The 13,110-nt window shown below is 72.2% G+C and carries 7 protein-coding genes; 5 read left to right on the top strand and 2 right to left on the bottom strand.

All coding sequences use genetic code 11. From position 1 onward, the window contains the following. Positions 1-22: 22 nt before the first annotated feature. A complete protein-coding gene (locus tag ACSYGO_RS31715) occupies positions 23-1,270 on the bottom strand; it encodes a L,D-transpeptidase (RefSeq protein ID WP_426677863.1) in 1,248 nt (415 codons plus the stop codon). 179 nt (positions 1,271-1,449) lie between these two features. Beyond that, entirely contained in the window at positions 1,450-2,658 is a 1,209-nt protein-coding gene (locus tag ACSYGO_RS31710; RefSeq protein ID WP_426677862.1) for a L,D-transpeptidase, read from the bottom strand. Positions 2,659-2,875: 217 nt separating this feature from the next. On the opposite strand from ACSYGO_RS31710, the gene glgX reads away from it, so the two are divergent. The 5 genes from glgX to ACSYGO_RS31685 all read left to right on the top strand — a co-directional run bounded on the left by glgX (position 2,876) and on the right by ACSYGO_RS31685 (position 12,898). After that, positions 2,876-5,176 carry a glycogen debranching protein GlgX gene (gene glgX, locus ACSYGO_RS31705; RefSeq protein WP_426677861.1) on the top strand — a complete coding sequence of 767 codons (2,301 nt, stop codon included), beginning with the start codon at positions 2,876-2,878 and terminating at the stop codon, positions 5,174-5,176. Positions 5,177-5,286: 110 nt separating this feature from the next. Further along, positions 5,287-7,227: an ABC transporter ATP-binding protein gene (locus ACSYGO_RS31700; RefSeq protein WP_426677860.1), complete on the top strand. Its 1,941-nt coding sequence runs from the start codon at positions 5,287-5,289 to the stop codon at positions 7,225-7,227. Then, positions 7,224-9,077 carry an ABC transporter ATP-binding protein gene (locus ACSYGO_RS31695; protein WP_426677859.1) on the top strand — a complete coding sequence of 618 codons (1,854 nt, stop codon included), beginning with the start codon at positions 7,224-7,226 and terminating at the stop codon, positions 9,075-9,077. Before ACSYGO_RS31700 ends, ACSYGO_RS31695 begins: the two co-directional genes overlap by 4 nt. 87 nt (positions 9,078-9,164) lie before the next feature. After that, on the top strand, positions 9,165-11,108 hold the full coding sequence (locus ACSYGO_RS31690) for an ABC transporter transmembrane domain-containing protein (protein ID WP_460388532.1): 1,944 nt from the start codon (positions 9,165-9,167) through the stop codon (positions 11,106-11,108). Further along, entirely contained in the window at positions 11,105-12,898 is a 1,794-nt protein-coding gene (locus ACSYGO_RS31685; protein ID WP_460388530.1) for an ABC transporter ATP-binding protein, read from the top strand. Before ACSYGO_RS31690 ends, ACSYGO_RS31685 begins: the two co-directional genes overlap by 4 nt. Positions 12,899-13,110 lie beyond the last annotated feature (212 nt).

Below are 13,110 nucleotides of genomic sequence, written 5' to 3'. Positions count from 1 at the left end.
CCGGCCCGTACCGGTGGAGCTTCTACTTGGTCCAGTCGGACCAGGACATGTTCCAGCCGTTGAGGCCGTTGTCCGGGGCGACCGTCTTGTCGTGGGAGTTCTTCACGACCACCACGTCGCCGATGATGGAGTTGTCGTAGAACCAGGCCGCCGCAACCTTGCTGTCGTAGCCTCCGCGCACGTCGCGCACGCCGATGCAGCCGTGGCTGGCGTTGTAGTTGCCGAAGGCGCCGCCGCCCCAGTAGTTGCCGTGGATGAACGTGCCGGAGTTGGTCAGGCGCTGGGCGTGCGGCACGTCCTTGATGTCGTACTCGCCGCCGTAACCGACCGTCTCGCCGTTCATGCGGGTCACCTTGAGGCGCTCGCTGATGACCATCTGGCCGTTCCAGGTGTCGTAGCCCGGCTTGCCCGTGGTGATGGGGATGGTCTTGAGGACCTTGCCGTCGCGCTTGACGACCATCTTGTGGGTCTTGGCGTCGACCGTGGTCACCTGGCTGCGGCCGATCGTGAACTTCACGGTCTTGGTCTGCTCGCCGTAGACGCCCGGACGGCCTTCGACACCGTCGAGGTCGAGGCTCACGGTCACCTCGGTGCCGGCCTTCCAGTACTCCTCGGGACGGAAGTCGAGGCGGTCGTTGCCGAACCAGTGGCCCTCGACGTCGACCGCGGGCTCGGTCTTGATCCGGATGGCCTTCTCGACGGCGTCCGGGTGCGTGATGCCCCGCGTGAAGTGGACGGAGAACGGCATCCCGACGCCGACCTTCGAGCCGTCCTCGGGCGTGTAGATGCCGACGAAGGTGTTCTTCGGGGTGAGGGTGGTGAAGGCGGACTCCTCGGCCGCCTCACGGCCCTCCGAGTCCTTGGCCACCGCGTGGACCTTGTACTTGGTGGCGGAGGCGAGGTGGGTGGAGGGCGTCCAGCTGGCGCCCCCGTCCGTGATGGTCCCCTCGACCGCCTTGCCCTTGGTGTCCTCGACCTTGACCTCGGTCAGCTTGCCCTTGGCCGCGGTCACCTTGAGGGCGCCGCTGGTCTTCACGTCGTCGGCGCCGTCCTTGGGGGCGATGGTCACGACGGCCTGCGAGGCCTTGGTGTCCGCCGAACTGGAGGCCTTGCCCTTGCCGTCACTCTTCTCGGACCCGGAGTCCGAGTCCCCTCCGCCGCCGCAGGCGCTCACCGCGAGCAGGAGGGACGCGAGCAGCAGCGCCGACACCCCCCGCTTCCGGTGTGTGCGCGCGCCAACCGACGCCCCCGATATCGGTCGCCCGTTCAAAGTCGTTCTCCCCTCGCACGGCCTGATCAGGCCCGCACTCCAGCGCGTCCCACGCGCGTATCGCGCTAATTAATCACACGGCCAGGAGGGATGGCTCCCCGGGAATGTCACTGTTCAGTCCCAACTTCGGCCGTACGGGGCGCTGCTGGAGTGCGTCGTGCGCGTACCCCTTTGTCGGGCTACCTCACCGCCCCACCCGCTTTCCACTGCTTCCAGCCCATGTTCCAGCCACTGAGCCCGTTGTCGGGAGCGACCGTTTTGTCTTCGCTGTTGACGACCTCGACGACGTCGCCGATGAGACTGCGGTCGAAGAACCAGCCGGCGGGGGTGTCCGAGCCGCCGCCCTTCACGTCCCGCAGGCCCACGCAGCCGTGGCTGGTGTTGCTGTTGCCGAAGACGTCCGTGGCCCAGTAGTTGCCGTGCAGGAAGGTGCCGGAGTCGGTGAGCCGCATCGCGTGGGGGACGTCGGGGATGTCGTACTCGCCGCCGAATCCGACCGTCTGGCTGTTCATCCGTGTCACCTCCAGCATCTCGGTGACGACCATCTTCCCGTTGTAGGTGGGGTTCTTGGGGGCGCCGGCGCTGATCGGCACGGTGGCGAAGAGGTCGCCGTCGCGCCGTACCTCCATGGTGTGCGCGGCGGCGTCGACGAGCGAGACCTGGCTGCGCCCGACGGTGAACGAGAAGGTCTTGTACTGGAGTCCGTACACGCCGTGGGCGCCCTCGACGTCCCGCAGCCGCAGGCCGACCGTGACCTTGGTGCCGGGCTTCCAGTACTCCCGCGGCCGGAAGTCGAGGCGTTCCTTGCCGAACCAGTGCGGGCGCACCTCGACGGCGGGCCGGGTGTCGATGTGGACGGCGCGTTCGACGGCGGCCCGGTCGGTGATCTCCCGGTTGAACTTCAGCGAGATGATCATTCCGGTGCCCACGGTGGACCGGTTCTCCGGAGTGACGTAGGCGATGAACCGTTCGTCGGGGACGGCGGTCGTGAACGTCGTGTGGCGCGCCGAGCGCCGGCCGTGCCCGTCCAGGGCGACCGCGTCGACGGTGTACTTGGCGGCCAGCGCGAGCTGTGCGTCGTCGGGCTTCCAGACCAGGCCGTCGTTCGTCAGGTGCCCGGGCACCTGGGACTCCTGCGCGTCCTGGTACTTGACCACCCGTACGGACTCCAGGCGCCCGTCGGGCACCCGCACCTCCAGCGTCCTGTCCGGTCGTACGTCCTTGCTGTCGTCGGCCGGGGAGACGCGGATGACGTCCCTGGACGACGGTGCCTTGCCCAGCACCTCGTCGATTCCCCCCGAGGTGCAGCCGGCGGCTCCGGCCAGCAGGCCGGCCCAGATCAGTACGGCGGCCAGTGCGGTGCCGGCGCGCCGCGGGCCCCATGTCATGTGTCCCACTCGAACCTCTGTCTTTCCGGCCGGGGGTCCGGGGTCGTCCCCGGGAACTGCGGTACACGGGTCCCAACGACCGCGCCCCTCCGGGGAAACGTGAGTGCGAGCCATGCTCTGGGCAGAACAGTGGGGAGGACGACGCGACGGGGAGCTGCGGCCGGGACTCCGTACGCCCCTTTTCGCGTCGTTCCATCGAGCCGCGGGAGGCTGACCGGTGTCGAGCGCACCCGAGCAGGAGGCCGTCCAGGAGGGACGTGCCGCGGGCGGCGGACTGCCCACGCAGTCGGCCCCCGTGTCGAACGGCGCCCGGACGCGGCAGGTCGTGCCGCCTCCCGGGGACGCCGCCGAGGCCCCGTCCGCGGCAGCACCCGCCGTGGCCGTGTGGCCGGGCGCCCCGACCCCGCTGGGCGCGCGCTTCCGCGTCGGGCCGGACGGCGTCGCCGGCACCAACTTCGCCCTGTGGGCGGGCGGTGCGGAGGCCGTGGAGCTGTGCCTTTTCGACGAGCGGGGCGCGGAGACCCGCGTCCCGCTGACCGAACTCACCCATGAGATCTGGCACGGTTTCGTGCCCGACGTGCTCCCCGGCCGCCGCTACGGCTACCGCGTGCACGGCCGCTGGGATCCGTGGACGGGCGCCCGCTGGAACCCGGCGAAACTGCTCCTCGACCCGTACGCGCGTGCGGTGGACGGCGACTTCAGCCTGCCGCCCGAGGTGTACGGGCATGTGCGGGACTGGCCGCAGCAGCAGGTCGCCGACACCGTGCGGGACGACCGCGACTCGGCCCCGTACGTGCCCAAGGGCGTCGTGGTGCATGACGACGACGACTGGTCGGACGACCACCGCCCGAAGACCCCGTGGGCCGACTCGGTGATCTACGAGGTGCACGTCCGCGGATTCACCCGTCTGCACCCGGGGGTGCCGGAGGAACTGCGGGGCACCTACGCGGGCCTCGCGCACCCGGCCGCGGTCGAGCACCTGGTGAAGCTCGGGGTGACGGCGGTGGAGCTGCTGCCGGTGCACCAGTTCGCGCACGAGGACCATCTGCTGCGGAAGGGCCTGAAGAACTACTGGGGTTACAACTCGATCGGCTACTTCGCGCCGCACGCGGGGTACGCCGCCTCCGGGACGACCGGCCAGCAGGTCGGCGAGTTCAAGCGGATGGTGCGCGCGCTGCACGCGGCCGGCATCGAGGTCATCCTCGACGTGGTCTACAACCACACCGCGGAGGCGGGCGAGCTGGGCCCGATGCTGTCGCTGCGCGGCATCGACAACCGGGGGTACTACCGGCTCCAGTCGGACGCCCGCCGCTACGCCGACTACACGGGGTGCGGGAACACACTGCACGTGGTGCAGCCCCATGTGCTGCGGCTCATCACCGACTCCCTGCGCTACTGGGTGACGGAGATGGGCGTGGACGGCTTCCGGTTCGACCTGGCGGCGGCCCTGGCGCGCTCGATGCACGACGTCGACATGCTGTCGCCGTTCCTGGCCGTGATCGCCCAGGACCCGGTGCTCCGGCGCGTGAAGCTGATCGCGGAGCCCTGGGACGTGGGATCCGGGGGGTATCAGGTGGGGGCCTTCCCGCCCCTGTGGACGGAGTGGAACGACCGGTACCGCAACGCGGTGCGGGACTTCTGGCGGGGTGCGCTGCCCGATGTGCGCGACCTGGGCTACCGGCTGTCTGGGTCCAGCGACCTGTACGCGTGGGGCGGGCGGCGGCCGTACGCGTCGGTGAACTTCGTGACCGCGCACGACGGGTTCACGCTGCGGGACCTCGTCTCCTACGAGCGCAAGCACAACGAGGCGAACGGCGAGGCCAACCGCGACGGCTCCGACGACAACCGCGCCTGGAACTGCGGTGCCGAGGGCGAGACCGGCGACGACCGTGTCGGGGCGTTGCGGCGGCGGCAGCTGAGGAACCTGCTCACCACTCTGCTGCTGTCGACCGGGGTGCCGATGCTGGTCGCGGGCGACGAGTTCGGGCGGACCCAGCGCGGCAACAACAACGCGTACTGCCAGGACAACGAGATCAGCTGGGTCGACTGGTCGCACCTCGACGACCCGGGATGGCGGGCGCTGTTCGACCTCACGTCGCGGCTGATCGCCCTGCGGCACGAGCATCCGGTGCTGCGGCGGCGCGCGTTCTTCTCCGGCCGGGCGCACTCGGCGGACGGGCTGCGGGACCTGGCGTGGTTCACCGCCAGGGGGACGGAGATGACGGAGCGGGACTGGTACGCACCCGCCGCGACGCTGGGCATGTATCTGTCCGGGCGGGACATCCCGGGCCGGGACGCCCGGGGAGTGCCCGTCGTGGACGACAGCTTTCTCGCCGTGCTCCACGCCGGCGACCGGCCGGTGGGTTTCGTGCTGCCGGGGACACCCTGGGCCGCGCGGTACGAGGTGGTCGTGGACACCTCGCGGGAGGAGCAGGGGGAGGCGCCCGGCGTCGAGCACCCGGCAGGGGCCTCGATCACGGTGCCGGCGCGGTCCGTCCTGCTGCTCAGGGTCGTCTGAGGGGCGGGGCGCGCCGGTTTCCGAACGCTGCGGTCGCCGCCCGCCGGCCGCGTGCGGTCCGGCCAAAACTCGGTGGGCGCTGTCGGTGCCGAACCGTAGGCTCGCCGTTGATGCCCACAACAGATGCAGTGACCAAGGATCCTGTCCCGGCCGGGGACGGCGCCGGGACCGGGGACCGCGCCGCGGACGCGCGCGGTGCCGGCGCTTCGACCGTGCGCAGTCTGCTGCGCCTGTGGCCGTACGTGCGGCCGGTGCGCGCGCGGCTGTTCGGCGCCGCGGGCATCGCGGTGGTCGCCTCCTGTACGGGGCTGGTGTTCCCGCTCGTCCTGAAGTGGATGGTGGACGGTCCCGTCGCCGACCGCGATCCGGCGGGCGTCTGGCTCGGCGCGCTCTGGCTGCTGCTGCTCGGCTTCGCCGAGGCGGGTCTGTTCGGACTGCGGCGGTGGCTGGTGGCCCGGCCCCTGGCGGGAGTCGAGGCGGACATGCGGGCGGACCTGTACCGGCACCTGCAGCGCCTGCCCGTCGCCTTCCACGACCGGTGGGCCTCGGGGCAGTTGCTGTCCCGGGGCACCACGGACCTGATGCTGCTGCGCATGTTCCTGGCGTTCCCGCTGACCTTCCTGCTGGTCAACGCGGTGACGATCCTGGCGGGTGTGGGCATCATGCTCGCCCAGGACTGGACGCTCGGGCTGGTGCTGCTCGCTCCCGCGGTCCCGGTGATGATCGTCTGCTGGGTCTTCGAGCGGCGCTACGCGGAGGTGGCGCGGCGGGCCCAGGACCAGGTCGGCGACCTGACGACGGTCGTCGAGGAGAGCGTGCTCGGCATCCGCATCATCAAGGGGTTCGGCCGTCATCGCAGCCAGGCCCGTGCCTTCCACGAGCTGTCCCGCACGCTGCGCGGCACGGAACTCGCCAAGGCCCGTCTGCTCGCCTCCATCTGGGCCGTCATCGTCACCCTTCCGGAGCTCGCGATCGGTGCCGCGCTCGTCCTCGGCACCGTTCAGGTCGCCGACGGCGACCTCTCCGCCGGGACGCTGGTCGCCTTCCTGTCGACGGCCCTCGCGCTGCGCTGGCCGATCGACTCCATCGGCTTCCTCCTCGCGATGAGCCAGGAGGCGGCCACCGCGACACAGCGCTATTTCGAGGTCATGGACGCCCGGCCGGAATCCGCGGACGTCGCCGCCGTGGCGGCCGGGGACGGCGGCGGTCTCCGGTTCCGCTCGGTGCGGTTCCGCTACCCGGACGCCGCCGTGGACTCCGCCCCGGTGCTGGACGACATCGACCTGCACGTCCGCCCGGGTGAGTCGATGGCCCTGGTGGGTGCGACCGGCTCCGGCAAGACGACGCTCACCGCGCTCGTCCCCCGGCTGCACGAGGTGACCTCCGGCCGGATCACCCTGGACGGCCGGGACATCACGGCGATGCCCCGCGAGGAGCTCCGCGAACTCGTCGCGGTCGCCTTCGAGGAGCCCACCCTCTTCTCCGCGAGTGTCGGGGAGAACGTGCTCATGGGGGCGGCCGACGGTGCCGGGGAGACGGAGCTGGACCGCGCGCTGGCCGTCGCGCAGGCCGACTTCGCGCACGGGTTGCCCAACGGCACGGCGACCCAGGTGGGCGAGCAGGGGCTGAGCCTCTCGGGCGGGCAGCGGCAACGCCTCGCCCTGGCCAGGGCAGTGGTGGGCCGCCCGCGCTTCCTGGTGCTCGACGACCCCTTGTCGGCGCTGGACGTCCACACGGAGGCCGCGGTCGAGGCGGCACTGCGCCGGGTGCTGGCCGAGACGACGGCACTCATCGTGGCGCACCGCCCGTCCACGGTGCTGCTCGCCGACCGGGTGGCCCTCCTCTCCGGCGGCCGCATCGCCGCGGTCGGCACCCATCACGAACTGCTGCGTACGAACGCCGAGTACGCCTGGCTGATGTCGGGTGCCGACACCGGCGGGGCATCCGGGGCGGACGGGGACACCGGCATCGGCGGGGAACGCGGGGCGGACGGGGACACCGGCGCCGAGGCAGCGGACGTCACCGACCGCACGAAGGAGGACCAGCGATGACGGCGCCCACCACCACCGCGCCGGACCAGGACCGGCCGGCTCCGGACCAGGACCGGCACGAGGACCCCTTCGACCGCGACACGCTGCCCGCTCCTCCGGGCGCGACCGCCGCGCTGCTGCGCTCCCTGCTCGCACCGCTCCGCGCGCGGGTGGTCGTCACGACCGTCCTCCTGCTGCTCCAGCAGGCCGCGGTGCAGGCGGGCCCGCTGCTGGTGGCGTACGCCATCGACCGGGCGGTGCCCGCGTTCCGGCACGACGACCACGGCCCGCTGATCGCCGTCGGCGTCGCGTACCTGCTGTGCTCGCTGGCCTCCGGAGGGCTTCAGTACGGGTTCATCATCGCCTCCGCCCGGGTCAACCAGGACGTGCTGCTGGATCTGCGCGGCCGGATCTTCCGCCACGCGCAGGCGCTCAGCGTCGACTTCCACGAGCGCTACACCTCGGGCCGGCTGATCTCGCGTTCCACGACGGACGTCGAGTCGCTGCGCGAGCTGCTCAGCGAAGGTCTCCAGGAACTCGTCACCGTCATCCTGTCCTTCGTCTACATCTCGGCGATGCTGCTCTGGCTGGATCTCGGCCTCGGCGCGGTCGCGGTGGTCTCGTTCGTGCCGCTGTACCTCCTGATCCGTCTCTACCAGCGCCGTGCGGGCCGTATCTTCGCGCTGCGTTCGACGGCGATCGCCGCCGTGATCGTGAAGTTCGCGGAGACGATGAACGGCATCCGCCCGGTGCGCGCCTTCCGCCGGGAGGCCGCGAACGACGCCGACTTCAAGGTCCTCAACCAGCGCCACGAGCGGACGAACGGCGACACGCTGCTGGAGATGGCGCGCTATGTGGTCGGCTCCCGTCTGGTCGCGAACACGGCGGTCGCGGGGATCGTGCTGTGGGGCGCCCAGCGGGTGGCGTCGGGTTCGCTGGAGCTCGGGGTGCTGGCCGCTGCGGTGCTCTATCTGCGCCGCCTGTACGACCCGATCGACCGGCTGGGGATGTTCCTCAACTCGTACCAGTCCGCGGCGGCCTCGCTGGAGAAGATCTCCGGTCTGCTGGCCCAGACGCCGTCCGTGCCGGAGCCGTCCGGGCCCCGGCCGCTGCCCGCTCCCCGGCGGGAACTCCCGGGCAGGGAGGTCGTCTTCGACGGGGTCCGATTCGCGTACCGCACCGGCGGCGAGGTCCTGCCCACGTTCTCGCTGACGCTGCCGGCCGGGCAGACGGTCGCCGTCGTCGGATCGACCGGGGCGGGCAAGTCGACGCTCGCCAAGCTGCTGGCCCGCTTCTACGACCCCTCGGACGGCCGTGTCCTGCTGGACGGCGTGGATCTGCGCGAGCTGTCCCTGCCCGAGCTCCGGCGCGGTGTGGTGATGGTGACCCAGGAGGCGTTCCTGTTCTCGGGCACGGTCGCCGAGAACATCGCGATCGGCCGTCCCGACGCGAGTCGGGAGGACATCGAACGGGCCGCGAAGGCGATCGGCGCCCACGACTTCATCACCGCGCTGCCCGACGGCTACGACACGGACGTCCGCAAGAGGGGTGGCCGGATCTCGGCAGGCCAGCGGCAACTGGTGGCGTTCGCCCGGGCGTTGCTCGCGGATCCGGCCGTCCTGATCCTCGACGAGGCGACCAGTTCCCTGGACATCCCCGGTGAACGGGCGGTGCAGCGCGCCATGGCGACGGTGCTGAGGGGCCGTACCGCGGTGGTCATCGCGCACCGCCTGTCGACGGTGGAGATCGCGGACCGCGTCCTGGTGATGGAGCACGGGCGGATCGTCGAGGACGGTACGCCCGCCGAACTCGTCGCGGGCACGGGCAGGTTCGCGGACCTGCACCGGGCGTGGCGCGACAGTCTCGTCTAGCGGCGGGCGGGCCGTGGGGCGGGCGTGTGCCGGGAGGAGCGGCTGCCAGGGCGGGCGGCGCGGCAGGCGGACGGCGGAGGGGGACGGATGATCGACGCGTACGAGGACCCCGGGACACCGGATCGTCGTGGCGGTTGGCACTACCTGTGGTGGCTGGTCACCCGGCAGGCGGGCCGTTCGGCGGCCGGCACGCTGGTGGCCGGGGTCTGGATGGGGCTCCTGGCGCTGACGCCGTATCTGCTGTCCCGGGCCGTCGACGACGGCCTGGAGCCGGGTGATCGGACCGCGCTGTTCGGCTGGACCGCCGCGGTGCTGGGCGCCGGGGTGTTCAACGCCTGGCTGGGCGTCGTGCGGCACCGCATCATGACGAAGGTCCGGATGGACGCCAACTTCCGCACGGTCAAGGTCGTGGTCGGCCAGTCGGTCCGGCTGGGTGCCGCTCTGCCGCGCCAGGTCGGGACCGGGGAGGTCGTGACGATCGGCGTCGGTGACGTCCAGACGATCAGCCAGTCCCTGACGGTCGTCGGGCCCGGCGTCGCGGCGCTGCTCACCTACGGTGTGGTGGCCGCGGTGCTGCTGTCGGTCTCGCTCCAGCTCTCGGTGGTGATCCTGCTCGGGGTGCCGCTGATCGCCGTACTGGTCGGACCGCTGATGGGACGGCTCCAGGGCACGGAGACGGCGTACCGTGAGCGGCAGGGCGTGCTGACCGCCCGGATCGGGGACCTCGCGGGCGGTCTGCGCGTGCTCAACGGCCTCGGCGGCAAGGGGCTGTTCGCCGACACCTTCCGCCGCGACTCGCGGGAGCTGCGGGAACAGGGGTACCGGGTCGGGGCGGTGACCAGCTGGATCCAGGCGCTGGGCATGGGGCTGCCGACGCTGTTCCTGGCCGTGGTGACCTGGCTCGCGGCCCGGCTGGCAGCCCAGGGGGACATCACCGTCGGCGAGCTGGTGTCCGTGTACGGCTATGTCGCGGTCCTGGTGATGCCGGTGTCCTTCTTCATCGAGTGCGGCTACCAGCTCGGCAGGGGGGTGGTCGCCGCCCGGCGCGTCGTACGGTTCCTGGCGCTGGAGCCCGCCGATGTCCGCTCCGACGCGCGGGAGGCGCCCGGGTCGCCCGCGGCGCTGTACGACCCGGAGTCCGGCGTCCGGGTGGTGCCGGGGCGGCTGACCGCGCTGGCGGGGGCCCGCCCCGCGGAGTCCGAGGCCGTCGTCGACCGGCTCGGCCGGTACGCGGAGTCGGCGGTGACCTGGGGCGACATACGACTCGACGAGATCGCCCTGCCGCGGGTGCGCGACCGGGTCCTGGTCGCCGACAACGAGGCCGATCTGTTCGCGGGCACCCTGCGCGAACTGGTCCGCGGGCGCCACGACCACGATGACGAGGCCGTCGCCCGTGCCGTGCACGCGGCCGTGGCGGACGACATCGTCCTCGGTCTGCCGGACGGTCTCGATTCGGCCGTCGAGGCGCAGGGCCGCAGTCTCTCGGGGGGCCAGCGGCAGCGGGTCCGCCTGGCGAGGGCGCTGCTGGCAGATCCGGAGGTGCTGCTCGCGGTCGAGCCCACGTCGGCGCTCGACGCGCACACCGAGGCCGCGGTCGCCGCCCGGCTGCGCGCCGCCCGCGCGGACCGCACGACCGTCGTCACCTCCACGTCTCCCCTGCTGCTCGACCAGGCGGACACCGTGCTGTACCTGGTCGACGGGAAGGTGGCGGCGAGCGGCAGCCATCGCGACCTCCTGGACGGCGAGCCGGGGTACCGGGCGCTGGTGGCACGGGACGCGGACCTGGTGCCGCCGGGCACGGACACGAGCACCGGTACCGGTACCGGTACCGGCAGCGACCCGGGCGCCACGACCGGCACGAGCACCGGCGCCGACTCGGACAGCGACTCGGGCAGCAACGACAACAGCAACTGCGGCAGCGACAGCGACAGCGACAGCGACAGCGACAGCGATACAGGCACGGATTCGGCCAAGGGAGCCGTCGTGGACGGCGAGGGGACCGTGGTGGACACCGAGGGGGCCGTGCGATGAGCGCGCAGCTGCCCATCGCCGAGCCCGGCGACGTCCGCCGGGCGTCGGTGCGGCTGATCCGGGCGGACGGCCGGGCCTTCGCCGCCGTCCTCGGCCTCAACGCGCTGGCGGCGGCCGCCGGTCTGGTCGGCCCCTGGCTGCTCGGGCGGATCATCGACGAGGTGCGGGCCGGGCACGGCGTGGGAGTCGTGGACCGGCTCGCGTGCGTCATCCTGCTGTGCTCGCTGGCCCAGCTGCTGCTGGCCAGGTGGGCCCGGTTCGTGGGGCACCGCTTCGGGGAGCGGACGCTGGCCAGGGTGCGGGAGGAGTTCGTGGAGCGGGCGTTGTCGCTGCCCGCCTCGGTCGTGGAGCGCGCGGGCACCGGCGATCTGACCGCGCGTGGCACCGCCGACGTCACCGTGGTGGGCAACACCCTGCGCGACGCGGGGCCCGAACTGCTGATCTCCTCGGCGCAGGCCGCGTTCATCCTCGGCGCGGTCTTCGTCATCGACCCGCTGCTCGGCGGCTGCGGGGTGTTCGGTCTGGCCGGCATCTGGTTCGCCCTGCGCTGGTATCTGCGCCGGGCGCGGACCGCCTATCTCGCCGAGGGCGCGGCCACGTCGGAGGTCGCCGAGATCCTCGCGGCCACCGCGTCCGGTGCCCGCACGGTGGAGGCCTTCGGTCTGGAGCGGCGCCGGATCGACGCGAGCCGGCAGGCGCTGGAGACGTCCCGCCGCAGGCGGATGCGGACGCTGTTCCTGCGCAGCGTGTTCTTCCCGGCCGTCGAGGTGTCGTACGTCGTTCCCGTGGTCGCGGTGCTGCTGGTGGGCGGTGCGCTGCTCGCGCGGGGCGCGACGAGCCTCGGCGCGGTCGTCGCCGCCACGCTGTATCTGCGCCAGCTCGCCGAACCGCTCGACCAGATCCTGATGCGGGTCGAGCAACTCCAGGCCAGCAGTGCCTCGTTCGCCCGGGTGGAGGGGCTCGGCACGGCCCCGCGGGCGGTGCCGGCCGGATCGCCGTCGCCGGTGGACGACCGGATCGACGTCACCGGGGTGCACTACGCGTACGACCGCGGGGGCGAGGTGCTGCGCGGGGTCGACCTGACCGTGCGCCCCGGGGAGCGGCTGGCCGTGGTCGGGCCCTCGGGCGCCGGCAAGACCACGCTGAGCAGGCTGCTGGCGGGTGTCGACGCGCCGGGCAGCGGCACGGTGACCGTCGGGCGCGTGCCGGTCGTGGGCCTCGACCCCGAGCAGCTGCGCCGGCAGGTCGTGCTCGTCACCCAGGAGCACCACGTGTTCCTCGGCACGGTGCGCGACAACCTGCTGATCGCCGAACCCGGGGCCACGGACGCCGAGTTGTGGGCCGCCCTGGCCGCGGTGGGCGCGGACGACTGGGCGGCGGAGCTGGCGGACGGGCTGGACACCGAGCTGGGTCCGGAGGCCCACCGGGTGGACGGCTCCCGTGCCCAGCAGCTCGCCCTGGCCCGTGTGGTGCTGGCCGACCCGCACACACTGATCCTCGACGAGGCCACGGCGCTGCTGGACCCGGCGACCGCCCGTCACACGGAGCGCGCGCTGGCCGCCGTGCTCAAGGGCCGCACGGTCATCGCCATCGCGCACCGGCTGCACACCGCGCACGACGCCGACCGGGTGGCGGTGATGGAGGCCGGCCGGCTCACCGAACTCGGCACGCACGACGAGCTGGTCGCGGCCGAGGGGACGTATGCGGCGCTGTGGCACTCATGGCACGGGGAGCGGCGCCGGTCCGGCCTTGTGCGTCCACCCGGCGACGAGTCCGTATACCGAACATGACATCCCGGACAACGAACCATTTCTGGCCAAGTTCCTGACGCGCTCCTGACAGAAGGTGCGATCTCCTGCCACTCTTCCCACGACCGCTTCACAGCAACCCCACAGTTCGCTCGCCGTGAAGCGCTCGCACGACCCCATGCACCTGGTTCCGCGTACAGCCCTGTTCTGCCCGGACGGGTCACCCATCGTCCGGTCTCCCCTGGCCGCGCGAC

The organism is Streptomyces krungchingensis (genome assembly GCF_054729265.1).
Note: the sequence above shows the minus strand (reverse complement) of the source record. Positions and strands in the feature narration are given on the sequence as shown.